Origin of the sequence: Bacillus sp. FSL H8-0545 (assembly GCF_038006105.1) — a bacterium.
Lineage (GTDB): Bacteria > Bacillota > Bacilli > Bacillales > Bacillaceae_G > Bacillus_A > Bacillus_A cereus_U.
In genome coordinates this window covers 222,156-247,500 of the sequence record NZ_JBBOUO010000001.1, presented here as the reverse complement: position 1 = coordinate 247,500, position 25,345 = coordinate 222,156, and the positions used below count along the sequence as shown (strand labels likewise).

Here is a 25,345-nt window from a genome sequence, read left to right as displayed (position 1 = left end):
GAACCCGTGTTACCGCCGTGAAAGGGCGGTGTCTTAACCACTTGACCAACGGGCCAATATATATGGCAGAGAAGAAGGGATTCGAACCCTCGCACCGCGTTAGCGATCTACTCCCTTAGCAGGGGAGCCCCTTGAGCCACTTGGGTACTTCTCTGTATATGGCTCCGCAGGTAGGACTCGAACCTACGACCGATCGGTTAACAGCCGATAGCTCTACCACTGAGCTACTGCGGAATAATAAAGACAATTTGTATCTTATAAAATTTCTCATCGTAAGTCAAGAAGTTTTTTCACAACGTCTTGCGCAAACGGGACATGTTTATAATATACTGGATTGCGTTTTCACTGTCAAGATGTTTTCACTACCAGTTTTAGTTGTCCTTTACACTTTCCACATACATATCTTTGTGTATTTATTTGACGTCTTCTTACATATTGAAATGAACACCCCATACATTCATACATAGAAACTTTCGTTTCCTCCTCACTAATCATTCGTTTGCAAAAACGTGGTGCAGCTACTTTCTTTAATAACTCACGAAAATCTCTATCTCGGTGCTTATACCCTTTTCCTGTGATATGTAAGTGATAATGACAAAGTTCATGTTTAACAATCCCGACTAACTCTTCTTTACCATATATTTCGTAATATCGATAATTCAATTCTATATTATGATTCTTCAATAGATAGCGCCCACCAGTTGTACGTAACCTACTATTAAACATTGCTTTATGTAAAAACGGCATTCCAAAGCATTGTAACGATACCTCTTCCACTAACCGCTGAATTTCTTGCTCATCCATTCTCATTCCTCCTAAACTAAAAAATATTTTTACACTTTTCTCTCTTCTTATACATATAGTAAATAGTACATATACCCATCCTCATTCAAGAAGCGTGATTTCTAAAAATGCAGCATTGCTAGAAATCCACTCACCAACCTCTCATCAAAGTTACCTTAACTAAAAGGAGCTACTTTTTTGAGAGCAGGATTAAACAAGGAGGGATTCCTATGCCCACGTGGCTAAAGAAACAAATGCAACGTGCATATTTTGAGAAAAACCGGTATCAAATCAAGTTACTAAATGAATGCTGGTTTTATTATAGTAAAATACATCAAAGCTCATAATCAATTAAACTTTCCAGTTCATAAAAAAAGAGCAGTTTCATCTGCTCTCTTTTCTTACTATTCAATCGGTAACATTGATAATGCAACACGACCTTTTTTCGTATCAATATCATCTACCCATACCTTTACAATTTGTCCCACGGATACAATATCTAATGGATGCTTTACAAATTGTTTGCTTAGTTTAGAAATATGTACTAAACCATCTTGCTTCACACCAATATCAACAAAGGCACCGAAATCAACAACATTGCGGATCGTTCCCTCTAATTCCATACCACGCTTTAAATCTTCTAATTTTAAAATCCCCTTTTTCAAAAGTGGCTTTGGCAACTCATCCCTCATATCTCGTTCCGGGCTAATTAAAGCATCCATAATATCAACTAGTGTTGGCTCACCAATCTCCGTCTCTTGAGATAATTTAGAAATATCTACTCCTTCTAAACTCTTTTGCAAGTTTGGTTTCCCCACATCACTCTTCGATAACCCTAAGCTCTTTAATAGCAATTCAACATTTTTATATTGCTCTGGATGAATCCCTGTGCGATCTAACGGATTCGCTCCTTCTAATATACGTAAAAACCCGATACATTGTTCATATGTTTTTGCACCTAAACGCGGGATTTTCTTTAATTCAGTACGCTTCGTGAATTTTCCATCTTCCTCACGCTTAGCTACAATATTTTTCGCAACTGTTTTTGATAACCCCGAAACATATTGCAACAATGCAACTGAAGCTGTATTTACATTAACACCAACTCGGTTAACTGCTGTCTCTACTACAAATGTTAATGATTCATTTAATCTCTTTTGAGATACATCATGTTGATATTGTCCCACCCCAACAGATTTAGGGTCAATTTTCACAAGCTCTGCAAGTGGATCTTGCAGACGTCTCCCAATTGAAACAGCACTTCTTTCTTCAACCTGTAAATTCGGAAACTCCTCGCGAGCTACATCAGATGCTGAGTACACACTAGCACCCGCTTCATTTACAATAATGTAAAATACATCTCGTTCTACATTTTGTAATACATCTACTATAAATTCTTCCGTTTCCCTCGAAGCTGTACCATTTCCAATCGCTATCATTTCAACTTCATATTTATCTATAATTGAAAGGATTTTCGTTTTTGCATCCTCATATTTACGAACAGGCGGATGCGGATAAATAACATCTATGTGAAGAACTTTTCCTGTATCATCTACTACAGCTAATTTACAACCGGTTCTATACGCTGGATCTACCGCTAACACAACTTTCCCTTTCATCGGAGGTTGTAATAATAAATTACGTAAATTCTCAGAGAAAATATGAATCGCTTGTTCTTCGGCCGTTTCCATTAATTCTTTACGAATTTCTCTTTCTATTGAAGGTTGAATTAATCGCTTATATCCATCTTCCATCGCTAATTGTACATAATGCGCACTTTTAGAAGCTTCATCAAGAATCATTTTTTTATGTAAAAACTGAAGAATTTCTTCAATTGGCGTGATAACAGAAACTCTTAATACGTCTTCCTTTTCACCACGATTCATAGCTAGTACACGGTGTGGCACTACTTTTTGCAACGGTTCTTCATAGCCATAATACATTTCATATATATTCTTTTCATCTTTTTCTTTATCTTTTACAGATGAAGACATAATCCCTTGTCGGAAAGTAGTATTGCGAATCCAACTACGATATGCCGCATTATCCGAAACAAGTTCCGCAATAATATCTTGCGCACCTTGCAACGCATCTTCTGCAGACGCCACTTCTTTTTCTGCATTAACAAATTCCATAGCCTTCTCTGCTGGATTTTCTTTTTTATATAACAATAGCCACTCAGCTAACGGTTCTAATCCCTTTTCTTTAGCAATTGTAGCTTTCGTTCTTCTTTTTTCTTTATATGGACGATATAAATCTTCTACTTCCTGAAGTTTTTTTGCAGCAACAATATGACGACGCAACTCTTCGGTTAGTTTACCCTTTTCACCAATAAGACGAAGGACCTCTTCTTTCCTATCTTCTAGTTGCATCATATATTGCCATCTTTCTAAGATTGCACGAATTTGCACCTCATCTAGAGATCCTGTCCATTCTTTTCGGTAACGAGCGATAAATGGAACTGTGTTACCTTCTTCTGTTAATTGAATAACATGACGAACTTGCTTTTCTGTAAAGCCTAATTCTTTCACTAACATTTTCATTAACCCTTGTCGATTATCTACCATTTCCATATCCAACCGTAACCTCCTCTATAATAAAAAAAAGTTGCCCTGTAAAGAGAGCAACTTAAACTGCCGATTTAAAAATCTATTAGTCCTAAACTAATTTGTAACGCTTCATCTACACGACTCATCATCACTTCATCCAAATGAGTGATTTTGTCCGTTAAGCGTTGCTTATCGATTGTTCGAATCTGCTCAAGTAAAATAACAGAATCTCTCTCAAAACCATACTTTTTCGCATCAATTTCCACATGAGTGGGTAATTTCGCTTTTTGAATCTGTGCAGTAATAGCCGCTACAATCACAGTCGGACTAAACCGATTTCCGATGTCATTTTGAATGACAAGAACCGGACGAACGCCTCCTTGCTCAGAACCAACAACTGGGGAAAGGTCTGCAAAATACACGTCGCCGCGTTTTACAATCAAAATATTACCCCCCGCTAACTAAGCGTTCTACTGTATGAGCTGCTTCATACTCTGCTAAGAAAGCTTCAGATGCAATACCAAGATTAATTTTTCCCATTTCAATGTACCCACGTCGCATTGATTCATGTTGGTAGCGTTTCTTCGTCTTATGTTGACGCAATAACAGTTGTGTTGCCTGGCAAATTAGTTCATGGCGATTCTTATTCTCTTGTTTTCCAATTCCGTCCAATTCCGTTACCATTTGCTTTGGCAACCGAACCACGATTTCAGTAGTTACACTTGATTCGGACACAAAAATACACCTCCACCGTCAACTACACACCCAAATATATATATGACACCTATTGTAATAATACCATTGTATGGAGCCTGTTGCAAAGACTTCCTTATTCCCTGCTTATGTTTTCCAATTCATAAACAAAACATTCATCTTCTTTTACTTTTCATCTCTTTCAAACAAGAAATAAAGCAATTCTTTCCGCAACATTTCATTGTAACTTATATTAATAACAATTATAAAAAGAAGCTCCCTAGCAAAAAAGAGCCTATTTTCCATTAGCGAAAATCCCCTACCTAAATGACGAGATACTGAGCGATAATACCTTCTTCTATATATCGTTCAAATAATTGATTACTTCTACAACTTTACCGTTTCGTATAAATATTCTCGGTACACGGAAGCTTATCGTTGCGATAATTTCATAATTAATAGTCCCGGAATATTCAGCGACCTCAGTAGCACTAATATACTCATCACCTTGTCTCCCAATGAGTGTAACTTTCGTACCAAGTGGCACTTCACAAGGAAGATGTATCATGAATTGATCCATTGTTACTCGACCCACAATCGGTACTCTTTCACCATTTACAAGTACTTTAAACCCTTGCAATCTTCTAAGCCAGCCATCTGCATATCCAATTGCAACTGTCGCAATCCATTCTTCAGTTCTCGTTCGGTATGTGACATTATAACTAATTCCATCCCCTTTAATCACTTGCTTAATATGAGCAACTTTCGTATGAAGTGACAACGCCGGTTCCAATTTAAATGGTAAAAAAGGACGTATTTCTACAGATGGGGATAATCCATACATCGCAATACCAACTCGCACCGCATTAAATGTAATCCCTTGAAACCTTAACGTTGCAGCGCTATTGGCTGTATGGACAAATTTAGGATTTACTCCAAATTCTTTCAACCAACTTAACTGCTGCAAGAATGTATTATATTGCTTATCAAAGTAAGAAGTCTCAACCTCATCCGCTGTTGCAAAATGCGTATATACTCCTTCTAACTCTAAAAATGGCGCACCTTCTAAACTCTTTAAGAACCCTTTTAATTCTTTGCGTTCACGTATTCCGATTCTCCCCATACCACTATCAAAATTAATATGGAATTTCATTATTGATGAACCATCCCAGAGCTTTATCGCTTCTTCCACCCATTCTTTTTGAAAAACAGTTAATGCTACATCATTTTCAGCAGCTACATTTACATCACGGGGCGGGGAAGGACCTAATACTAAAATCGGTGCAGTAATACCAGCCCTCCGAAGCACTAAAGCTTCATCTAAAAAAGCAACTGCTAATCTTGTCGCTCCTGCTTCTAATGCAGTTTTAGCCACCGGTACATAATCGTGCCCATATGCATTCGCTTTAACTACAGCAAAAATCTCTACATCACTTGGAATGAACTCTTTAATATGCGTAACATTGTTGTAAATCGCATCTAAATCCACTTCCACCCAGGTGTCACGGTAAAACGGTGCGTCTTCCATAAATACACTTCCTTATACACGATATGCGAAGCTTATTCTTTTATATGCTTCTTTTATGAAATCCACCTTCAAACTAAGAAAAGACGCGGTGCACATATATCACCACGTCTAAGATGTTTACTTCACCTGCTTCGCTGTAACCGAACGAGCAACCATCAACAACTCATTCGGCTCTAAACCTTTAGACACGAGCATATATTCTACTCCGTTATGCGACCACGTTACAGAGTCTTTCGTCAATGCACCAATCGTGAAACCAAGATCAACCGGCTCTCCACTTACACTTACCGCCGATGAGGCCTCTGCAACTTTTGCCTTTTCTTGTATCAAAGTAAAGGATTTCTTACTTCCAGTGTATGTGAGTATTGCACGCTTGCCACTGTCTGTCTTCAACTCTTCTTCCTCTTTCAAAGTCATGCCTTGCGGCGTATCACGCGGATACAAAATAGCAAACGGTTTGTCTTCTTTCGCTACCGTCTGAACATCCACTTGTGCTCTAGACATATTTTGTTTCGTATCAAATGCACCTTTATCAAACTTTGCATCAAACTTTACTTTAGTGAAATCTACTTTTACAAGGACATTTTGGTCATTATCCATCAGCTTCACAGAAACTGGTGTTAAATCACTTTTATTCAGCTTAATTTCTTGTTTCGGCAACATATTTTGATGTTGATAATTTGTTTTTGTTTTAAATACATAATACTTATCTGTTTTCTCGAAAGAGAGATTTTTCTTATCTTGCAAAATATCTCTTACAAGTGATTCATATAAATAAGCCTGGCTACTATTTTGCGGCCAATCACTTTGAAAACGGAAACTCTTATTAAGCGCCGGTGTTAATACAAATACACCTTCATCATTTCTTAAAATAATTTGACTCTGATCCTTTTTCGCATTCTGCAAATTCACACGATAATACGAAGGTTCTTTATGCCAAATTTCTACATTGTACTCCTGAGGCTCATTTCCTGTTTTAATAGATAATTTCGCTTCAGCTTGATAACTCTTCATACTTTTAACTTTCGCTTCTAAATCTCTCACAACATCTTCCTGTTTCTTTTCCATACAACCCGCCAACACAAAAACGGTCAACAAACCGACAAGAACTAAAAACAGACGCCTTTTCATCACTTCAGCCCCTTTGCCCCTATAAATGAATGGAAGGTATGCCTTCCTTATCGCTACCTCAAATATATGAGACAAAGATATAAAATATGCAGACTAGCGTGACGAGCTTTCCAAAACAACTTGAGCAACGGCAAATTCTTTACTATGACTAATTGATAAATGAACAATATGCTCTGTATTTGTAATGATAATCGGCTTACCTCTATCATCATTCCTTACTTCAATATCTAAAAAACTCACTTCTTTCCCGATACCGGTCCCTACCGCTTTAGAATACGCCTCTTTTGCTGCAAATCTTCCAGCTACGAATTCTGTAAGGCGACTTCCTTTCAGCCCCTCGGCAACACCACGTTCTCTTTCAGTTAAAATACGTTCCATAAATTTAAGCTTTCCATCTAGCATTTTTTCAATTCGATTTAACTCAATAATATCGATTCCAATCCCTACAATCATTTCAAAATCCCCTTCTTCTATTTAGCTTTCTTCATTCATATTGTAAGAATAACAGAGAATCTTTCTGATGCAAAAGGAGTGATACTAACAACATGCTAATACCATCCACTCGCATTTCCTTACAACCGATTATCATCTCTTTACTTCTTATACAATTAGTCATGATTATATTGAGCGACTTTTCCCTCTTTCACCTGGCAGCCTACAATGAATATATCGCTAAAGGAGAATGGTGGCGTGTCATAACTTCCTTACTTGTACACGTAGACTTACAACATTTTCTTTCTAATAGTATTTGTTTATTTGTACTTGGTTCTTCTATTGAAAAACAACTAGGACACTTTTCTTTCATCATTATTTTTTTCCTTTCTGGCATTCTCGGGAATATTTCTTCTTATATTATTATGCCTTTTGAATATATTCACGCCGGAGCATCTGGTGGTATTTTCGGATTACTAGGCGCCCAATTATTTTTATTGTATAGTCGATATCGTTCTTCAAAACCAAGAGACATCGCTATTTTTTCAATAATGATACTTATATTACTACTATTTACTTTCTTTAATCCCTCTGCCAATCCTATAAGCCATTTAACAGGACTGATTATCGGCGGCATGTGCACCCCTTTTTTAATAAAGTGAAACTTTAATCAGTGGGGGTTTTGTCCATCCCCCACTGATTATTAGCCCGCACCAATCGGGCAAAAAAAACCGATGGCGCAGAGCTTATTTAATATAAAAGCTCGCACCATCGACAATTTCCACATCTGTTTGTTTACTTAACTCTCTCATTAGTTGAAATAAAGACTCATCCTTTTTCTTCGCCTCAATCATACAATCAATTTGCGGAACACTCCCCTTTATCTTTTTCAAAAAAGATAAGAAGGTATCTACATCAATAAAATCCGCATGTGCTCTTGGATCTTTTCCATCTCTAGGACTAGAGATGTGCATTTTAACTGGTAATAAAGACGATTCCCACGTATGTACAACACGTGCCCAATCTTCATGCCAATCTTCCTGGTCATTATTCATCATATGATGGTGCAAGTCAAACACGACTGGAATGTCTAATTTCTCACCTAAATACAATGTTTCTTCTAAAGAAAAGGTCGTGTCATCATTTTCTAATATAATCATCTCTTGAATACCTCTTGGAACAGTTGACCAATTTTCTATAAATCGTTCTAATGCGAGCTCCTTATCTTTATAACCTCCTCCCACATGTAATACACATCGTTGCTTATGTTCCATTCCCATACCCTTTAACAATTTTTTGTGCATCTGCAATGTCTTTACAGATTGTTTAAAAATACTCTCCTCAGGTGAATTTAGTACAACAAAATGATCTGGATGGAAGTCAATTCGCATATTCATACGAATTGCATATTCACCTAATTCTTTCAGATTTTCTTTTAAAGGACGAATATAGTTCCAATCTAACAACTCCTCATGATTCGCTAAAGGAATGAGCTTGGAACTAAGTCGAAAGAAAGATATATCATGTCCTTTATTATGCTTTAATAATCGTAAGCAATTTTCCAAATTCGAATTAGCGATTCTTTCGAGTTTACGAATCGCAGCCTCTCGATCATCAATCCGCTGAAACTGTGCATATGTCATCGTTTGAGATGGAGATGCATTCTTCAAATGCACACTCATCGCAACATACCCAAGTCTTACAAGCATATAGCACCTCATTTCTATACGAGTTATTATGTAGTATGCACAATTACAGAAATAAAAAAAGAGAATGCCAGCAAAGGGCATTCTCTTTTTTATTAAGCTTGTGGACGGCTATGATGTTTTCTTTCGCCGCGTCCATTTGAAGATCCAGGGCGACCTTCACCTTTACGACCACGGTTACCATCACGGCTACCACTACCACCATCACGATTGCGATCACGGTTACGACCATCGCCACTTCCGCTTCCACGTCCATCACGATTACGATCACGGTTACGACCATCGCCACTTCCGCTTCCACGTCCATCACGACTACGATTACGGTTACCATCACGGTATCCACTTCCGTTACCACCGCGTTTTTTAGAACCGCCACCTCTTGAAACAACTGGTGGTTCTGATGTTAAAGCGATTGGAGTTGTATCCGGCTCTTTTGTCATCATTTTTAAAGCAGCAGCTACTACTGTTACAGAATCATTCTCTTCTAACATTTCTTCTGCAATACGCTTGTAGTATGATAAGTTTTCATTTTGGATTGTGCTTTGAAGTTTTTCAGCGATTAAACGTTGTTGACCTTCTAATGCCTCGTCAAGTGTCGGTGCTTCCATACGATCAACCTTACGTTTTGTTGTACGCTCGATATTTTTTAATTGTCCTGATTCACGTGGTGTTACAAATAACATTGCAATACCTTTTTTACCTGCGCGGCCAGTACGACCGATACGGTGAACGTATGATTCTGGATCTTGTGGGATATCGAAGTTGTATACGTGTGTTACGCCTGAAATATCAAGACCACGTGCAGCAACGTCTGTTGCAACAAGAACTTCAATAGCACCTTCTTTAAATTTACGTAATACAGACATACGTTTCGCTTGTGTTAAGTCACCATGAATACCTTCTGCTGCATAACCACGTAAGTTTAATGCTTCTGATAATTCATCAACACGACGCTTTGTACGACCGAATATGATTGCAAGCTCTGGAGATTGAATATCTAGTAAGCGTGTTAACACGTCAAACTTATTCTTTTCTTGCACTTCTAAATAGAACTGCTGAATGTTTGGCATTGTTACTTCTTTTGCTTTTACTTTAATGTGTTGAGGCTCAGTCATGAAACGCTCAGCAATACGACGGATTGGATCTGGCATTGTCGCTGAGAATAATAATGTTTGATGTGTTTCTGGCACATCTGTTAAAATCGCTTCAATATCTTCAATGAAGCCCATGTTTAACATTTCATCCGCTTCGTCAAGAACAACAGTCTCTACGTTTTGTAAGCGAAGTGTTTTACGGTTAATATGATCTAAAATACGACCCGGCGTACCAACAATAATGTGTGGGTGTTTTTTTAGAGCACGAATTTGGCGGTTAATATCTTGACCACCATAAATTGGTAGAATACGAACACGTTTATGTTTACCAAGTTTGTATAGCTCTTCTCCAACTTGAATTGCTAATTCGCGCGTTGGCGCGATAACAATACCTTGAACTGCTTCTTTATTTGTATTCACTTTATCTAATAGTGGTAATCCGAATGCTGCTGTTTTCCCTGTACCTGTTTGCGCTTGCCCAATAATATCCTTACCTTGCAATGCATATGGAATTGTTTCAGCTTGAATCGGCGTAGCCTCTTCAAAGCCCATACTTTCAACAGATTGTAGTAAAGACTCACTTAATCCTAATTCTCGAAATGTTGTCAATGTTACTTCTCCTTTTCTATCCTATACTTATCATTTAAAAAAAGGCGTTTTCCGAACTTGCGGAAAAGCCCTTTTCCTGAATACTGACGTATAACCGGGCGTATATTCTTCACGAAAATACTTCTAAACGTTATTACACTTTATCAATTATAAGTTTTGTAGGTGTAAAAAGCAAACCCCAACTGTTACCTTATTTCATATTCAGAGCTTTTTTCTTTACTTTTATTTTTTTATCATTTACTGTAAGCGCTTATTATAAGTTTCCACTATTTTCGTGGCTATCATCCCTATTTATATACACCAATTATTTCAACATCGTAATTACTTCTTCTAATTTCATACCGCGAGACGCTTTTACTAGCACAACATCTTTTGCATCAACTACTGCTTGCAACTCTTTTATTAACTCTTCTTTACTATCATACGCTTTTACACGGTCTTTAGGGAAATTAATTTTTGCACCTTCAGCAATTTGAGCCCCTAATCTACCATATGTGAATACATATGAGATCTTTGCTGGATCAATTAATTTACCTACTTCATAATGAAATTGCACTTCTTGATTTCCAAGTTCTAACATATCACCAAGTACAACAATTTTTTTAGCAAATCCATCTAAACCATTCATTAGGTGGAACGCAGCTTCCATAGCTGTTGGACTAGCATTATAAGCATCATTGATAATTGTTAAACCACTATCTTTTTTTACAATTTCCATACGCATACCTGTCATTTGAAGTGTTACTAAACCTTTTTTCATTTCTTCCCACGTTACACCAAAATTTTTTGCAATTGCCATTGAAGCAAGCGTATTATATACATTATGCTTTCCTAGTACTGGCAGATAGAATGACAAAGTTTCATCTCTATTCATCTTAAAGTGTGTCCCAGTCGCCTGTAATGTTACAGTAGTTGGATAATAATCATTTGCTCTCGCATCACCAAATGTAACTGTTTCAGCTGCTAAATTCATTTCCGGAACACGATTTGTTAATAGCGGCTCATCCCCATTATATACAAAAACTCCACCTTCTTGTAAACCTGTAACAATTTCTAACTTCGCTTCAGCAATTGCCTCACGAGAGCCTAAATCCATTAAGTGTGCCTCACCAATGTTCGTGATAATAGCTGCATTAGGACGAGCTAACTTAGATAGAAATTCAATTTCACCTCGGCTTGACATGCCCATTTCTAATACAGCTACTTCTGTATTTTCCTCTAAATTTAAAATAGTAAGAGGTAAACCGATATGGTTGTTGAAATTACCTTCTGTTTTTTGAACTTTAAATTTAGTCGCAAGAATACTTGTTACAATATCTTTCGTAGATGTTTTACCATTACTACCCGTTACACCAACAACTTTTACATCCAATTGATCACGATAGTTTTTCGCTAACATTTGCAATGCTGCTAGTGTATCTTCTACAAAAATAACTGGAAGATTTTCAGGTGGGTTTTCTACATCTTTCATCCACAATGTAGCAATCGCCCCGTTTTCAACAGCTTTATCTACAAAAGCATGTCCATCGAAACGTTCACCTTGAATCGGAACATATAAGTTTCCTTTTTCAATCTTTCTCGTATCAATAGATGCTCCTTGTATAGTAATTCCCTCATATTTCTCTGCTAATCCAGTACCATCTACCATTTTCTCTACTTGTTTTAACGTTCGCTTAATCATAAAAAAACACTCCTTACATAGAGGAAGCACTATTCCTTCGAATAGTGCTTCCTCCTTTTTTGTTAGATTGTATATTTAATTTTTTGTTTTTCTTCGTGACGTTCAATCGCTAAACGAATCAACTCTTCAATTAATTCCGGATACGGTAACCCTGTATGTTGCCATAATAGCGGGAACATACTAAACGGCGTGAATCCTGGCATTGTGTTTACTTCGTTAATATATAGTTCTCCATCTTTCGTTAAGAAGAAATCAGCTCGTGTTAAGCCAGAACCATCTAATGATTGGAATGCAATAATTGCATCTCGCTTAATTACATTAGACTCTTCTTCTGTCATTTCAGCTGGAATAATTAACGCTGTATCACCATCGATGTATTTCGATTTGTAATCATAAAAATCTTTTTTCGGTACAATTTCACCTACAACAGAACATTTCGGCTCATCATTACCTAATACACCAACTTCTACTTCACGACCTACAATATTTTCTTCTACAATAATTTTACGGTCAAATTGGAATGCCTCTTCGAATGCATTCTCAAGCTCTTCACGATCGTTACACTTATTAATACCAACACTTGAACCAAGGTTTGCTGGTTTTACGAAGCAAGGATATCCTAATACTTCTTCTACTTTTTCATACGCTATTTCACTATCTTTTTCCCATGCGCTACGAATGAAAGATGCATATTTCGCTTGTTTCAATCCAGCTTCTGCAAAGATATTTTTCATAACGACTTTATCCATACCAGCAGCTGATGCTAATACACCGTTACCTACATAAGGAATGTTCATTAATTCTAATAATCCTTGAACCGTTCCATCTTCACCGTTTGGCCCATGTAGTAATGGAAAAATAACGTCAATCGCATCTTCTTGAGAAGTTGCAGACGGAATAATTTCTGTGCTTAATGATAACGGGGAAATCGCATTTTCTGCACCGCTCATTTTTAAAGTTTCAACATCTGTTACTTCACCTTCAATACGCTCACCGCGTACCCATTGACCTTGTTCTGTAATATAAATTGGATGAATCTCGAATTTATCTTGATTTAATGCTTTAATAGCAGCAAGAGCCGTTTGTAACGAAACTTGATGCTCAGCTGATTTTCCACCGTATAATAAACCTAATTTAATTTTTGTCACTGAAATCACCCTAACCAATTGTTTTCATTTTTCTATTTTAGCACTTTTTATAAAAATAGGTAGTTCCTATTTGAAATAAAATGTAACTTCCATAAATAATTAAAAGACACCACTTATTGGTTTTCTACACTTTTCCTCTTTAATTTTCTACACACCTAAACATAATTAAACTTTAAAGTAAGATTGCTATCTAATCTGGTTATGTACCTAAAATATGTAGAAATCCACTTTTTGTGTATGTCATCTATATTATCCTACCATTTATGGAGAATGAAAAAACACTGATTAAAGTTTCATTTTATTAAGAAGACTGTTTTGTAAGCGTATCTTTTTGCCTCTGCTCAACAAGACGATCTAAAGAAACATATACAAAGCCTGCAACTACACATCCAACACCTAAAATTGTAAATAAGAAGTGACCAAGCAAACGATCCAATAGAAAACCACCAAGAAGTGGACCAAATGCCCCCCCTGTGATCCACTGCAAACTGGCCGCTCCCATATATGTTCCTCTCAAATGCTCAGGGGCCAAATTCGCTACAAACGTCATCTGTACAGGTGACATAATCATCTCACCTAACGTGTATATTGCATAAACGAACAGTAACGTTATTAAAATAATTGTAGCATTTGTATCTAATCCTCCAAACCACTTCGGTAACCACCCTATAAAAAACAAACCAATTCCGAACAAACACGCACCGTATAACATCGTCTTTCCGACAGGTTTATCTGCCGCCCATTTTGAAATTTGAAATTGAAATAAAACAACTAATAGTCCATTTAGCGCCATTAAATATGGATATGGATTATTAATGCCCTTCATTTCGTTATCAAAGTGCAGCGGCAACATGCCTTCTGTTTGAGAAAACCCCATAGAAATAATGATTCCCGCTAGCAAATAAATCATTAACGCCTTATCTCTCATTAAAATTTTCCAAACCGCACCTGATTCCCTCTCTTCATTCTCTTCTTTTTTATCTGCGGCTTTTGGCATTGTCTCCTGAATAAAAATTAATACAAGTAATGCATAAAATAGCATTGTCGACGAAGCGATAATAAAAACAAGGTTCTTCGATAAAACAACTACTGATACTCCCATTATCGGCCCAATTGCAGCACCAATATTGTGTCCCATTCGCAATAAACCATATGCCTCTGTTCTTTTTTCTGGCGCCGTCACATCTGCAACCATCGCTGATGCCGCTGGATGAAATAGAGAATTACTTAACCCTAAAAAAATAGATAAAATAGCATATGGGATAAACCCTTCTATAAATAAAAAACCGAGCATTAGTAATGCATTACTCGCCATCGAAAATATCATAATTGGCTTTCTTCCATATATATCAGCTATTCTTCCGCCTATAAGTGAGCCAAAGCTTGCAGCAATTGGAGAAAGCGCCATAATAATTCCAACTTGTAATAAAGAATCTACCTTATCTTTTAAATATAGTGCAAAAAAAGGCATTAACATCATCATCGCAATTCCGTTCAATGTCTCACCGATAAATCGAATCCATACGTTACGATCCATCGCCCTTAGCTCACGCCATGTATTTTTCATACTTTCCCCCCTTAATTAACCAACAATTATCTTATAACAAATTCAGAAAAATGTAAATTTTCAAAACAAAAATCCATTCTAACAGAATTAGAATGGATTTTTCCACTTATAAATTTGCTACATCTTCTTCTTTTTTACTATTACTTAAAGCACTATGTTTTCGGCTATATAAAAAGTAAACTGCTATACCAATAACCATCCATACCCCAAAACTAATCCACGCTGTTCCGGATAACTGAAGCATTAAGTATAAACAAAAAATTACCGTTAACGCTGGTAAAAATGGTACAAGAGGCGCCTTAAATGCCCTTGGTAAGTCAGGATGAGTTCTTCTCAGGACAATAACCGCAACTGCTACAAGTGCAAAGGCTGACAATGTCCCCATATTTACAAGGTGTGCTAAAACATTTAAATCAATTAGCCCTGAAATAAGTGCTGCAATAATCCCAGTTGTCCATGTATTTAAAAATGGTGTTTTAAATTTCGGATGAACTTTAGCAAGACGCTTCGGCAAAAGCCCATCTCGGCTCATCGCATACGAAACACGAACTTGCCCATACATCATAACTAGCATTACAGTTGTAATCCCTGTAATTGCTCCTACCGAAATTACTCCCGCTAAACTATCTTGTCCAATAAATTGAAGTGCAAAGGCAACTGGATCTGATATATTTAGCTGTCCGTATGGAACAATTCCTGTCAAAATAAGTGAAACAACGATATAAAGAACAGTACAAATTAATAACGATGCGATAATGCCGATTGGTAAATCACGTTGCGGACGTTTCACTTCTTCTGCAGCTGTTGAAACTGCATCAAATCCTATGAATGCGAAGAATACTGTAGCAGCTCCAGCCATTACACCATCTAAACCAAATGGCATAAAAGGCGTCCAATTTTCAGGTTTCACATAATTAAAACCAGCAAAGATAAAGATAAGAACAACCGCTATTTTAATAAATACCATGATATTATTTATTCGTGCACTTTCACGAACACCTCTAGATAAAAGAGCTGTCATAACTAGAATAATTAGAACTGCAGGTAGATCAATTATTCCACCCTTTCCTGTACCAGGAGCCGAGGAGAGAATGGTCGGAATATGAATCCCAAATCCCTTTAATAACGATTGAAAATACGCTGACCATCCATTGGCTACAGCAGATGTAGCTAATAAATACTCGAGCATTAAATCCCATCCAATTAAGAATGCAAATACTTCTCCCATCGTCGCATACGTGTACGTGTACACACTCCCTGAGACAGGAACTGAAGAAGCAAATTCAGCGTAACAAAATGCAGCAAAGGCACAAGCTAATGCAGCTATAGCAAATGATAATATAATAGCTGGTCCAGAATGTTTCGCTGCTACAACGCCAGTAAGAACAAAAATACCAGTTCCAACAATTGCTCCGATTCCAAGCATTGTTAAATCAAGTGCCCCTAACGTTCTCGATAATGTCTTTTGTTTACTTTCTTGCAGTAACGTCGAAATCGGCTTCTTTTGAAAAATTTGCTTCATACTGTGCTCCTCCATGATTTTAGTTGTCTGAAAATTTAATTTACTTTTTTCATTTTACCCACAGCATGTTCTTTAGTCAATACTTTTGTCGGAATAAACAGAAAATTATCGAGATACGCGCTATACCCTTATCATTCTTTCTATAAAAAGATTCACACAATCATATCTATATATCTTTTCATAACTGTTTTTGGTATTATTATACATGTCGATTCCACAAAAGAGGCATGCTCCTTTATTGATCATGCCTCTTTTTACTTATTTCACAGTATATGAACCCTCTTCAATCCAGCTATACATATACTTTTCATCTTCCGTCTCATGTGCTTGTTTTACAATACGAAGCGGACGGAATGTATCTATCATAACAGCCAATTCAAGTGTTTCTTTCTTCCCTATACTCGCTTCTGTTTTTCCAGGATGCGGCCCATGTGGAATCCCGCTCGGATGAAGCGTAATAGAACCTTCTTCCACACCTTTTCGGCTCATAAAGTTACCTTCTACATAGTAAAGTACCTCATCACTATTCACATTACTATGATAATATGGTGCCGGAATTGATTCTGGATGATAATCATATAAGCGTGGTACGAAAGAGCAAATAACAAAATTATGACCTTCGAATGTTTGATGTACTGGTGGTGGCTGATGAATACGACCTGTAATTGGTTCAAAATCCTCAACATTAAATACCCATGGATATAAATAGCCATCCCAGCCAACAACATCTAACGGATGGTGCCCTAAAACATGCTTATGCATATAACCCCTCGACTTTGTCATTACGACAAACTCACCTTTTTCATCATATGTCTCCAATTTCTCCGGACCACGAATATCTCTTTCACAAAACGGACTATGCTCTAACAGTTGCCCATACTCATTGCGATAGCGACTTGGTGTTGTAATTTGGCTATTTGCCTCTACAACAAGAAACTTAGTCTCTCCCTCATCTGGAATAACACGATAAATCGTTCCAATTGGAATCGTTACATAATCACCTTTGCTATAGTGAATCGTTCCAAACATCGTCTCAATTTTTCCTGTTCCATAATGAACGAATAACATTTCATCGCCATCACCATTACGATAGAAATAATCCATTTTTTCAGTGGGGCTTACTACTCCAATTAACAAATCTTCATTTCCAAGTATGAAGGTTCTTCCACTTACTGCATCACCATTTTTCTTATTTTCTTTCGTGCGAAAGTGACGATGAGCAAGAAGGGCATCCTCTTCATACTGTAACTGGCAAGAATGCGATAATGCCGCATGACCTACTTCCGTTGGCATATAATGATGATACAAAATAGACTGCGTACCAGAAAAACCTTTTGTTCCCATTACCTGTTCACGATAAAGCGATCCATCCTTTTTACGGAATTGTACATGTCGTTTATGAGGTAGCTCCCCCATGTGACGATAATACATGCCCATCACCTGCTTCCATCTCTTTTTTGACCGTATTACGTAATGTACCTAAACCAGTAATCGTAAGTTCTACAACATCTCCATCTTGCAGCCACTCTTCCGTACCAAGCTCCAAAATACAGCCTGTTCCTACTGTTCCAGACCCGATAACATCCCCTGGATATAACGTAACATCTTCCGAAGCACGTTCAATCATTTCAGAGAATGTATAATAAATATCTTGGAAATTCCCTTTTGATAACAGTTGCCCATTTACATGAGCAGTCATCTCTAAATCATAACGATCACCGTTACGATAAACGTCTAATTCCTCTTTCGTAACGAGATACGCTCCTAATGAAGTTGCAAAGTCTTTCCCTTTCGCTGGGCCAAGCCCTACTTTCATTTCTGTTGCTTGTAAGTCCCTTGCACTCCAGTCGTTCATAATACAGTACCCAAAAATATATTCCTCTGCTTGCTCACGAGAAATGTTTCGTCCTTCCTTCCCAATTACGCAAGCAATCTCTAACTCATAATCAAGTTTTTTAGACTTCTTCGGACCAATAACAAAATCATCTGGTCCAATAACAGCACGGTGGTTAGTAAAATAAAAAACCGGGATATCATACCATTCAGGTACAACATCTAGCCCTCTTCTTCCGCGGGCTGTTTTTACATGCTGTTCAAATGCATAAAAATCTCGAATGCTACTCGGATTAGGAATTGCCGCTGCTAATTGAACTTCCTCTAAGGAATATATACCCTCTTCAGGATGCTTAATATTACGCAATACTTCTACATACTCATCTGCTTTCTCTAAAAAGGCGAACATAGAAGAAGGTAATTGTCCATCACTCGCAAGATTCATATCGATTACTTTGTCACCTTCAAGCCATCCAGCTCGCATTTCTTTCGATGGGAGACGAAATGTAACAAATTTCATCATGATTCCTCCCTATGAAAATGAAATTTCCACCAACAAAGGAACTCTTGCTGGTGGATACAAATTTTATAAATTTCCGCGACGCTCTTGTTCTCTTTCAATTGATTCGAATAACGCTTTAAAGTTCCCTTCGCCAAATCCACGAGAACCTTTACGTTGGATGATTTCAATAAATAGAGTTGGGCGATCTACAATTGGTTTCGTAAAGATTTGTAATAAATAACCTTCTTCGTCACGGTCTACTAGAATCTTCAATTCTTTTAATTTATCAATTTCTTCATCAATTTTCCCCACTCGTGCAGTTAACTCATCGTAATACGTATCTGGCGTATCTAAAAACTCAACACCATTCGCACGAAGCACTTCAATTGTTTTTACAATGTCACTTGTTAATAAAGCAAGATGCTGTACACCCGCTCCGTTATAGAACTCTAGATATTCTTGAATTTGTGACTTTCTTTTTCCGTCTGCTGGTTCATTAATTGGAAACTTAATACGGCTTCCATTCGTCATAACTTTTGACATTAATGCCGAATACTCTGTGCTAATATCGTCATCATCAAAGTGAATCATTTGTTTAAATCCCATGACGTTCTCATAATAACTAACCCATTCTTCCATTTTCTCAACGTTACCAACGACATGGTCTACAGCAATTAAACCGGATTCTTCAAATGGAATATTGAACTCTACCTTTTGAAATCCTGGCATGAATGTTCCTTTATAATTTTTACGCTCTACAAGCGTATGAATTGTATCACCATACGTACCAATAACCGCTTTCTTCAAGGTACCTTCCTCATCTGTTAACTCTTCAGGAGGAGCAATCGCAACAGCGCCACGCTTCACCGCTTCAGAGTAAGCTTTATCAACGTCATCAACAAGTAAAGCCACATCTTTCACTCCATCACCATGAGTCTTTACAAACTCTGCAATACGGCCATCGCTACTTAAAGCTCCAGACACAACAAAACGCATATTCTTTTGCACAAGAACATAAGATACCTTTTCACGGTTTCCTGTTTCTAATCCAGAATAAGCTACAATTTTGAATCCAAACGCTCTCGCAAGATAATAACTTGATTGCTTTGCATTTCCTACGTAAAATTCTATATGATCTACATCACGTACCGGGAAAAAATCCTCCATTTGTGCAGCTAGCGTATCCATAGATTTTTGTTTCATAAATTCCTCATCCCCCTGTAAATAGATTAAATGGTTCATAATTAAACCTAACCGAAAACGCTTCCAATGTTCGTTAATAGAAATTAGTTAGCAAGCTAACAAATTATGACCTTTAAAATTTTCTATCTTTTCTGTCAAATTCCTCTTTTTTTCTTACATATAAAATTCGACCTTTTTCTCTTTAAAATACAGTGAAACTTTAATCAGCTGGTTTTTACAGGATAAGGGGATAACATTAATACTTGAGGGGATATATGAGAGGAAAACAAAAAAGACCCCAACATATTAACTATTTACTAATATGCTAGAGTCTTTATTTTTTTAGAATAATGGTACGTACGGTATATAAAAACTTATTGTTATCCATATTCATCATACTAATACATTTGTAAGGAATATAATAAACGCTGTCAATACAGCCGCTCCACCTGCTGATACTAAAATATCCATTTTTGTTACTTGTAATACTTGTTCCTTGTTCATATTCCTCATTCTCCCTTCTTTTGTTTTTGTTACAAAATTTCTATTATACTAATACGCTTGAAAGAAATACGATTAATGCTGTTAATACTACCGCTCCGCTTGCTGATCCTAAGAAGTCACCTTTTGTTACGTTCAATACTTGCTCGTTGTTCATAATTTTCATTCTCCCTTCTCTTATTTTTGTTACAAAGCTTCTATTATACTAATACGCTTGAAAGAAATACGATTAATGCTGTTAATACTACTGCTCCGCTTGCTGATCCTAAGAAGTCGCCTTTTGTTACGTTTAATACTTGCTCGTTGTTCATAATTTTCATTCTCCCTTCTCTTATTTTTGTTACAAAACTTCTATTATACTAATACGCTTGAAAGAAATACGATTAATGCAGTTAATACTACCGCTCCGCTTGCTGATCCTAAGAAGTCACCTTTTGTTACGTTTAATACTTGCTCGTTGTTCATAATTTTCATTCTCCCTTCTCTTATTTTTGTTACAAAGCTTCTATTATACTAATACGCTTGAAAGAAATACGATTAATGCTGTTAATACTACTGCTCCGCTTGCTGATCCTAAGAAGTCACCTTTTGTTACGTTTAATACTTGCTCGTTGTTCATATCATTCATTCTCCTTTTTATAAGTTATCTATATGTAATTTCTAAGAAATGATTAGTTCATAGTTTTCATATTAACGTTACATTGAAATTAATTACGTAACGTTTGTAACATTAATGTAACATAAGTGTTATTACGTTGCAATATAATTACGTAAATTTTATTACACTTTTTTTACGTTTTTTTAAATAAACACTCAAAAACCTTGTTTTAATGCGTTTTCTACTACAATTATGTTCGTAACACTAGTGTAACATTACGGTCATAAAGCGAAATATAATATTATTCATCTCTATTTTGTTACAAAACAAAGTGAAACTTTAATCAGCAAGGGTTCCATTCCCTACTGATTATTCCCCCTCACCAATCGAGCTTTTACTGGAAAATTAATGCGGGATTAAATACTATCTTTCCAAGATAAGTTTATATGTTTCCTCTATATAACTATGTATAATGGAAACAAAGAGGTGGTCATTTTGAAATTAATCGCACTAGATATGGATGGTACACTACTATCATCTAATCTTGAAATCTCCAAAGAGAACTTACAAGCTATCCAAACCGCAAAAGAAGCTGGTCATATTGTAATGATTTGTTCTGGCCGCGCGAAGGAGGATGCTTTGAAATTATTGGAAGAATATAAACTATCTCTTCCAGTTGGAGCAAGCAATGGGGCAATTGTTTATGTGGACGGAAAAGTAATTAACTCGCGTTGTTTACAAAATGATAAAGTATACAAGCTTGCAAAATTACTAGAATCTGAAGGTTTCCCATATAAGTTGTACACAAATAAAGGGGTTTATTCTCCTTATACATGGCAAGGTCAAGTCATGCAGACATTCGAAGAAAACAAACATACACTAGATGTTACACTTGAAGAACTTGAAAGAATTACAGAAAAACAAAAGAAATCTAACTTAATTACTGATTTCCAAAAAATAGAAGATGTCGTAAATAATCCAGAATTAGAAATATCTAAATTCTTCATTTTAACATTTAATGCTGCTCATCGTTCACAGCTATTACAAACTTTACAAGGAGATACGGACATTTCAGTTACGGCATCAGCTCCTACTAATGTAGAAATTATGGATAAGCATGGCCATAAAGGCAATGGTTTGCAAGAAATGGCAGCTTATTTCAATATACCAATTGAAGATACTGTTGCAATCGGCGATAACTTTAATGACGTGCCAATGTTACAAGTTGCAGGCTTATCAGTTGCAATGGGAAATGCCGAAGAAGATGTAAAAAAACTATGTGACGTTGTAACATTAACAAACAATGAACATGGTGTTGCTCATGCAATCGAGCAATTTGTATTGAAACAAACTTCATCTAGTAAATAAAAAAAGGGACTCTTTCACTTTTTGAAAGAGTCCTTTTTTTCACACATGGTGACAAGCAACAAAATGATTTTCACCCACATTACGGAATTCTGGTACATTCTTTTTACAAACATCTGTAGCAAAGGGGCAGCGTGTATGAAAACGGCAACCTGACGGCGGATTTGCCGGACTTGGAATATCCCCTTCTAAAATAATCCGTTCTCGTTTAACCGTTGGATCAGGTATTGGTACTGCTGATAATAATGCTTTTGTATATGGATGAAGTGGATTCGCAAATAACTCATCACGTGGTGCTGTTTCCACAATAGTTCCTAAGTACATAATTCCAATTTTCGTACATAAGTGCTCCACAACACTTAAATCATGTGAAATGAATAAATAGGACAATCCCTTTTTCTCCTGTAATTCACTAAACAAATTAATGATTTGCGCTTGAATAGATACATCTAATGCCGCAACAGGCTCATCAGCCACAATAAATTCTGGATCTAATACCATTGCCCTTGCAATAACGATACGCTGACGTTGCCCACCGGAAAACTCATGAGGGTACCGGTCAATATGATACGGCGCTAAACCACATAACTCCAATACTTCTATCACCTTTTCACGGACATTTTCTTTCGTCGCTAGCCCGTGAGCCAACATTGGCTCACCAAGCGCTTCTCCAATTCTCATTCTTGGATTTAATGAGCTAAATGGATCTTGAAAGACGAGCTGCATATTAGGACGATGCTTTCTCAGCTCCTCTTTTGAGAAAGCATGAACATCTTGACCTTTAAATTTCACTTCACCTTCTGTTTTTTGAACGAGACGGAGAATTGTTTTCCCTATCGTCGTTTTCCCACTTCCAGACTCTCCTACAAGGCCAAACACTTCTCCTTTATCAATTGTAAAGCTTACCCCATCTACCGCTTTCACATGTCCAATCGTTCTACTAAATACGCCGCCCTTAATCGGAAAATACGTTTTTAAGTTCTTCACTTCTAATAACGGTTCACTCATTGCCCAGCACGCTCCTCATATAACCAACAAGCTACTTTATGATCCTCGTTATGCACATTAAGATTTGGCGCTTCATTTTTGCATATTTCCATGCAATGTTCACAGCGGCCACTAAAGTAGCAAAACTCATCTAAGCCAACTAAATTTGGAACTTGCCCTGGGATAGAATAAAGTTTATCTGTTCGTTTCCCCATTACTGGTTTTGATTTTAGCAACCCTTTCGTATATGGGTGTTTAGGATTTTGAAATAGCTCTACTACTGGAGCTTCTTCAATGACTTTACCACCATACATAACAACAACGTAATCGGCCATTTCCGCTACAACACCTAGATCATGTGTAATTAATAAAATGGACGTTTTAAATTCCTCTTTTACTTGTCTTAGTAAGTCTAATATTTGCGCTTGAATCGTAACGTCCAGAGCTGTTGTCGGTTCATCTGCAATTAATAACTTTGGATTACAACTAAGTGCAACAGCAATCATAATACGTTGTAACATTCCACCGCTCAGTTCGTGCGGATAAGAATGGACAATTTCATCAGCACGAGCAATACCAACTTTACGAATTAATTCAATTGCTTTTTTGTATGCTTCGTTTTTGCTAAGTAGTTCATGCTCTCTTAACGTCTCAACAATTTGCTCTCCAACAGTGAAGACTGGATTAAGCGATGTCATCGGTTCCTGGAAAATCATCGCAATATCATTTCCTCTTAAACTACGAAGTTCTTTCTCTTTCATTCCTAAAAGGCTTTTTCCTTCATAAAGAATATCGCCACCAACGATGCCGCCAGATTCAGCAATAAGTCCCATAATAGATAAGGCCGTTACACTTTTCCCGCAACCTGATTCGCCTACTACACAAACTGTTTCACCTTCCCGAACTGAAAAGCTAACATGATTAACAGCCTTTACTGTCCCTTCTTCCGTCTGAAAGTGTGTTTGTAAATCCTTTATCTCTACTACTGCTTTACTCATGCTTCCTCACCTACCGCTTCATCTTTGGATCTAATGCATCACGAAGTGCATCGCCCAGTAAATTAATTGATACAACTGTTATAAAAATTGCAAAACCGGGTGGAATCCATAACCAAGGACGCTTTTGGAAATCAATTAATGAGTTTGCTGCGCTAATCATATTCCCCCACGATGGTGTAGGTGGAACGACACCAAGACCTAAATAGCTTAGTGCAGACTCTCCTAATATAGAACCCGCAACACCTAATGTTGATACAACAATTAATATTGGTAAAACATTTGGGATTAAATGATATACAATTTTGCGGTAATCTTTTATTCCTAACACATCAGCAGCCTGCATGAACGATTGTTCTCGAAGCGATAAAATTTGACCTCGTACGAGACGTGCAAGCCCTGGCCAACCTACTAAACTTAAAATAATCATAATGACATAAAGACGATAGTCAGATGGTACTTTCCATTCTGATAAAATAGCTCCCATTATAATAAGTAAGGGTAATCCTGGCATCGACATTAAAATATCTGCAAGACGCATTATAATATTGTCGACGATGCCACGATAAAAACCTGCAATAGCTCCTAATAAAGCTCCTAGTATAACTGATAAAACCATTGAAGCTAAGCCAATTGTTAATGAAATCCGCCCCGCTTGCATAAGCCTTGTTAAAATATCCCTTCCTAATTGATCTGTACCAAGCCAATGAGAAAAACTAGGTGGTTTGTTAATTAGCGCAACTTGTATTTTTCCGGATGCATACGGTGAAAAGAATGGACCGATAAAACAAAATAAAAACATAAAAACTAATGCATAAAACCCTATAAGTGCCATCTTATTTTTCTTTATCCTTTTAAAAGCTTGCCTCCACGGTGATGATTCATTCCGTCTTTTCTTTTTTGCTTTTTTCTCTGTAATTGCTGTAACAGTTTCCATCT

General features: G+C 36.9%; 27 protein-coding genes and 3 tRNA genes (1 of these 30 running past the window's edge). 3 read left to right on the top strand and 27 right to left on the bottom strand.

Annotation, left to right across the window (positions count from 1 at the left end):
- The 4 genes from MHI07_RS01410 to MHI07_RS01395 all read right to left on the bottom strand — a co-directional run.
- Positions 1–55, bottom strand: a tRNA-Glu gene (locus tag MHI07_RS01410); it reaches 20 nt to the left of the window's first position.
- A gap of 8 nt (positions 56–63) precedes the next feature.
- Positions 64–154 (bottom strand) — tRNA-Ser (locus MHI07_RS01405).
- A gap of 5 nt (positions 155–159) precedes the next feature.
- A tRNA-Asn gene (locus MHI07_RS01400) sits at positions 160–234 on the bottom strand.
- A gap of 114 nt (positions 235–348) precedes the next feature.
- Complete coding sequence (locus tag MHI07_RS01395; RefSeq protein ID WP_002159531.1) at positions 349–804, bottom strand: SprT family protein; 456 nt, start codon at positions 802–804, stop codon at positions 349–351.
- A 209-nt stretch (positions 805–1,013) separates the two neighbouring features.
- Between MHI07_RS01395 and cmpA the strand changes: the two genes are divergently transcribed.
- Positions 1,014–1,130, top strand: coding sequence for a cortex morphogenetic protein CmpA (gene cmpA / locus MHI07_RS01390; protein WP_001143642.1), 117 nt, complete (start codon positions 1,014–1,016; stop codon positions 1,128–1,130).
- Between the two features lie 57 nt (positions 1,131–1,187).
- Here cmpA and MHI07_RS01385 read toward each other — a convergent pair whose 3' ends face one another.
- The 6 genes from MHI07_RS01385 to acpS form a co-directional block, all read right to left on the bottom strand.
- Entirely contained in the window at positions 1,188–3,356 is a 2,169-nt protein-coding gene (locus MHI07_RS01385; protein ID WP_016103364.1) for a Tex family protein, read from the bottom strand.
- Between the two features lie 68 nt (positions 3,357–3,424).
- Positions 3,425–3,775: a type II toxin-antitoxin system endoribonuclease NdoA gene (gene ndoA / locus MHI07_RS01380; protein ID WP_000635965.1), complete on the bottom strand. Its 351-nt coding sequence runs from the start codon at positions 3,773–3,775 to the stop codon at positions 3,425–3,427.
- Between the two features lie 4 nt (positions 3,776–3,779).
- On the bottom strand, positions 3,780–4,067 hold the full coding sequence (locus MHI07_RS01375) for an antitoxin EndoAI (RefSeq protein ID WP_000004570.1): 288 nt from the start codon (positions 4,065–4,067) through the stop codon (positions 3,780–3,782).
- 316 nt (positions 4,068–4,383) lie between these two features.
- Complete coding sequence (gene alr, locus MHI07_RS01370; RefSeq protein WP_002159533.1) at positions 4,384–5,553, bottom strand: alanine racemase; 1,170 nt, start codon at positions 5,551–5,553, stop codon at positions 4,384–4,386.
- 117 nt (positions 5,554–5,670) lie between these two features.
- The gene (locus MHI07_RS01365; RefSeq protein WP_078180266.1) at positions 5,671–6,621 is read right to left on the bottom strand and encodes a LolA family protein; all 951 of its coding nucleotides are present in this window, start codon (positions 6,619–6,621) and stop codon (positions 5,671–5,673) included.
- 156 nt (positions 6,622–6,777) lie between these two features.
- Positions 6,778–7,137 (bottom strand): holo-ACP synthase, encoded by a 360-nt coding sequence (gene acpS, locus MHI07_RS01360; protein ID WP_002009969.1) that lies wholly within the window; start codon positions 7,135–7,137, stop codon positions 6,778–6,780.
- 92 nt (positions 7,138–7,229) lie between these two features.
- Here acpS and MHI07_RS01355 point away from each other — a divergent pair, with 92 nt between their 5' ends.
- A complete protein-coding gene (locus tag MHI07_RS01355) occupies positions 7,230–7,778 on the top strand; it encodes a rhomboid family intramembrane serine protease (protein ID WP_002159535.1) in 549 nt (182 codons plus the stop codon).
- Positions 7,779–7,862: 84 nt separating this feature from the next.
- On the opposite strand, the gene uvsE is transcribed toward MHI07_RS01355, so the two are convergent.
- From uvsE to MHI07_RS01285, 14 genes are all read right to left on the bottom strand, one after another.
- Entirely contained in the window at positions 7,863–8,825 is a 963-nt protein-coding gene (gene uvsE / locus MHI07_RS01350) for a UV DNA damage repair endonuclease UvsE (protein ID WP_002159536.1), read from the bottom strand.
- Positions 8,826–8,917: 92 nt separating this feature from the next.
- A complete protein-coding gene (locus MHI07_RS01345; protein ID WP_002159537.1) occupies positions 8,918–10,525 on the bottom strand; it encodes a DEAD/DEAH box helicase in 1,608 nt (535 codons plus the stop codon).
- Positions 10,526–10,829: 304 nt separating this feature from the next.
- On the bottom strand, positions 10,830–12,206 hold the full coding sequence (murF, locus tag MHI07_RS01340) for a UDP-N-acetylmuramoyl-tripeptide--D-alanyl-D-alanine ligase (RefSeq protein ID WP_016103361.1): 1,377 nt from the start codon (positions 12,204–12,206) through the stop codon (positions 10,830–10,832).
- 62 nt (positions 12,207–12,268) lie between these two features.
- A complete protein-coding gene (locus tag MHI07_RS01335) occupies positions 12,269–13,354 on the bottom strand; it encodes a D-alanine--D-alanine ligase (protein WP_002159539.1) in 1,086 nt (361 codons plus the stop codon).
- A gap of 301 nt (positions 13,355–13,655) precedes the next feature.
- Positions 13,656–14,921: an MDR family MFS transporter gene (locus tag MHI07_RS01330; protein WP_199709970.1), complete on the bottom strand. Its 1,266-nt coding sequence runs from the start codon at positions 14,919–14,921 to the stop codon at positions 13,656–13,658.
- Positions 14,922–15,027: 106 nt separating this feature from the next.
- On the bottom strand, positions 15,028–16,443 hold the full coding sequence (locus tag MHI07_RS01325; RefSeq protein WP_002159541.1) for an amino acid permease: 1,416 nt from the start codon (positions 16,441–16,443) through the stop codon (positions 15,028–15,030).
- Positions 16,444–16,701: 258 nt separating this feature from the next.
- Entirely contained in the window at positions 16,702–17,874 is a 1,173-nt protein-coding gene (locus MHI07_RS01320; protein ID WP_340821542.1) for a homogentisate 1,2-dioxygenase, read from the bottom strand.
- Complete coding sequence (locus MHI07_RS01315; RefSeq protein WP_340821541.1) at positions 17,840–18,796, bottom strand: fumarylacetoacetate hydrolase family protein; 957 nt, start codon at positions 18,794–18,796, stop codon at positions 17,840–17,842. Before MHI07_RS01315 ends, MHI07_RS01320 begins: the two co-directional genes overlap by 35 nt.
- 66 nt (positions 18,797–18,862) lie before the next feature.
- Positions 18,863–19,981 carry a 4-hydroxyphenylpyruvate dioxygenase gene (gene hppD, locus MHI07_RS01310; protein WP_002113414.1) on the bottom strand — a complete coding sequence of 373 codons (1,119 nt, stop codon included), beginning with the start codon at positions 19,979–19,981 and terminating at the stop codon, positions 18,863–18,865.
- Between the two features lie 372 nt (positions 19,982–20,353).
- Positions 20,354–20,464 (bottom strand): DUF3948 family protein, encoded by a 111-nt coding sequence (locus tag MHI07_RS01305; protein WP_002113412.1) that lies wholly within the window; start codon positions 20,462–20,464, stop codon positions 20,354–20,356.
- Between the two features lie 43 nt (positions 20,465–20,507).
- A complete protein-coding gene (locus MHI07_RS01300; protein ID WP_001058532.1) occupies positions 20,508–20,618 on the bottom strand; it encodes a DUF3948 family protein in 111 nt (36 codons plus the stop codon).
- A gap of 43 nt (positions 20,619–20,661) precedes the next feature.
- Complete coding sequence (locus tag MHI07_RS01295; protein WP_002074222.1) at positions 20,662–20,781, bottom strand: DUF3948 family protein; 120 nt, start codon at positions 20,779–20,781, stop codon at positions 20,662–20,664.
- Positions 20,782–20,815: 34 nt separating this feature from the next.
- The gene (locus MHI07_RS01290; RefSeq protein WP_002074222.1) at positions 20,816–20,935 is read right to left on the bottom strand and encodes a DUF3948 family protein; all 120 of its coding nucleotides are present in this window, start codon (positions 20,933–20,935) and stop codon (positions 20,816–20,818) included.
- Between the two features lie 34 nt (positions 20,936–20,969).
- Complete coding sequence (locus tag MHI07_RS01285) at positions 20,970–21,089, bottom strand: DUF3948 family protein (protein WP_002009865.1); 120 nt, start codon at positions 21,087–21,089, stop codon at positions 20,970–20,972.
- A gap of 465 nt (positions 21,090–21,554) precedes the next feature.
- On the opposite strand from MHI07_RS01285, the gene MHI07_RS01280 reads away from it, so the two are divergent.
- Complete coding sequence (locus MHI07_RS01280; RefSeq protein ID WP_133059582.1) at positions 21,555–22,427, top strand: Cof-type HAD-IIB family hydrolase; 873 nt, start codon at positions 21,555–21,557, stop codon at positions 22,425–22,427.
- 39 nt (positions 22,428–22,466) lie between these two features.
- Here MHI07_RS01280 and MHI07_RS01275 read toward each other — a convergent pair whose 3' ends face one another.
- The 3 genes from MHI07_RS01275 to opp4C are packed head-to-tail and all read right to left on the bottom strand — an operon-like array spanning position 22,467 to position 25,343.
- Positions 22,467–23,432 (bottom strand): ABC transporter ATP-binding protein, encoded by a 966-nt coding sequence (locus MHI07_RS01275; RefSeq protein WP_340821538.1) that lies wholly within the window; start codon positions 23,430–23,432, stop codon positions 22,467–22,469.
- Positions 23,429–24,409, bottom strand: a complete 981-nt coding sequence (locus MHI07_RS01270) for an ABC transporter ATP-binding protein (protein ID WP_088098637.1) — start codon at positions 24,407–24,409, stop codon at positions 23,429–23,431. Before MHI07_RS01270 ends, MHI07_RS01275 begins: the two co-directional genes overlap by 4 nt.
- 10 nt (positions 24,410–24,419) lie before the next feature.
- Entirely contained in the window at positions 24,420–25,343 is a 924-nt protein-coding gene (gene opp4C, locus MHI07_RS01265) for an oligopeptide ABC transporter permease (RefSeq protein WP_002063509.1), read from the bottom strand.
- Positions 25,344–25,345: the final 2 nt, after the last annotated feature.

What these genes read in the sequence shown, in the direction of transcription:
- MHI07_RS01330 (WP_199709970.1), bottom strand. Translation starts at nt 14,921, where the DNA reads ATGAAAAATACATGGCGTGAGCTAAGGGCGATGGATCGTAACGTATGG.
- MHI07_RS01365 (WP_078180266.1), bottom strand. Translation starts at nt 6,621, where the DNA reads ATGGAAAAGAAACAGGAAGATGTTGTGAGAGATTTAGAAGCGAAAGTT.
- MHI07_RS01325 (WP_002159541.1), bottom strand. Translation starts at nt 16,443, where the DNA reads ATGAAGCAAATTTTTCAAAAGAAGCCGATTTCGACGTTACTGCAAGAA.
- MHI07_RS01285 (WP_002009865.1), bottom strand. Translation starts at nt 21,089, where the DNA reads ATGAATGATATGAACAACGAGCAAGTATTAAACGTAACAAAAGGTGAC.
- MHI07_RS01305 (WP_002113412.1), bottom strand. Translation starts at nt 20,464, where the DNA reads ATGAACAAGGAACAAGTATTACAAGTAACAAAAATGGATATTTTAGTA.
- hppD (WP_002113414.1), bottom strand. Translation starts at nt 19,981, where the DNA reads ATGAAACAAAAATCTATGGATACGCTAGCTGCACAAATGGAGGATTTT.
- MHI07_RS01300 (WP_001058532.1), bottom strand. Translation starts at nt 20,618, where the DNA reads ATGAACAACGAGCAAGTATTGAACGTAACAAAAGGTGACTTCTTAGGA.
- murF (WP_016103361.1), bottom strand. Translation starts at nt 12,206, where the DNA reads ATGATTAAGCGAACGTTAAAACAAGTAGAGAAAATGGTAGATGGTACT.
- MHI07_RS01355 (WP_002159535.1), top strand. Translation starts at nt 7,230, where the DNA reads ATGCTAATACCATCCACTCGCATTTCCTTACAACCGATTATCATCTCT.
- MHI07_RS01275 (WP_340821538.1), bottom strand. Translation starts at nt 23,432, where the DNA reads ATGAGTGAACCGTTATTAGAAGTGAAGAACTTAAAAACGTATTTTCCG.
- MHI07_RS01270 (WP_088098637.1), bottom strand. Translation starts at nt 24,409, where the DNA reads ATGAGTAAAGCAGTAGTAGAGATAAAGGATTTACAAACACACTTTCAG.
- cmpA (WP_001143642.1), top strand. Translation starts at nt 1,014, where the DNA reads ATGCCCACGTGGCTAAAGAAACAAATGCAACGTGCATATTTTGAGAAA.
- acpS (WP_002009969.1), bottom strand. Translation starts at nt 7,137, where the DNA reads ATGATTGTAGGGATTGGAATCGATATTATTGAGTTAAATCGAATTGAA.
- MHI07_RS01320 (WP_340821542.1), bottom strand. Translation starts at nt 17,874, where the DNA reads ATGTATTATCGTCACATGGGGGAGCTACCTCATAAACGACATGTACAA.
- uvsE (WP_002159536.1), bottom strand. Translation starts at nt 8,825, where the DNA reads ATGCTTGTAAGACTTGGGTATGTTGCGATGAGTGTGCATTTGAAGAAT.
- MHI07_RS01315 (WP_340821541.1), bottom strand. Translation starts at nt 18,796, where the DNA reads ATGAAATTTGTTACATTTCGTCTCCCATCGAAAGAAATGCGAGCTGGA.
- MHI07_RS01395 (WP_002159531.1), bottom strand. Translation starts at nt 804, where the DNA reads ATGGATGAGCAAGAAATTCAGCGGTTAGTGGAAGAGGTATCGTTACAA.
- MHI07_RS01290 (WP_002074222.1), bottom strand. Translation starts at nt 20,935, where the DNA reads ATGAAAATTATGAACAACGAGCAAGTATTAAACGTAACAAAAGGTGAC.
- alr (WP_002159533.1), bottom strand. Translation starts at nt 5,553, where the DNA reads ATGGAAGACGCACCGTTTTACCGTGACACCTGGGTGGAAGTGGATTTA.
- MHI07_RS01295 (WP_002074222.1), bottom strand. Translation starts at nt 20,781, where the DNA reads ATGAAAATTATGAACAACGAGCAAGTATTAAACGTAACAAAAGGCGAC.
- MHI07_RS01385 (WP_016103364.1), bottom strand. Translation starts at nt 3,356, where the DNA reads ATGGAAATGGTAGATAATCGACAAGGGTTAATGAAAATGTTAGTGAAA.
- opp4C (WP_002063509.1), bottom strand. Translation starts at nt 25,343, where the DNA reads ATGGAAACTGTTACAGCAATTACAGAGAAAAAAGCAAAAAAGAAAAGA.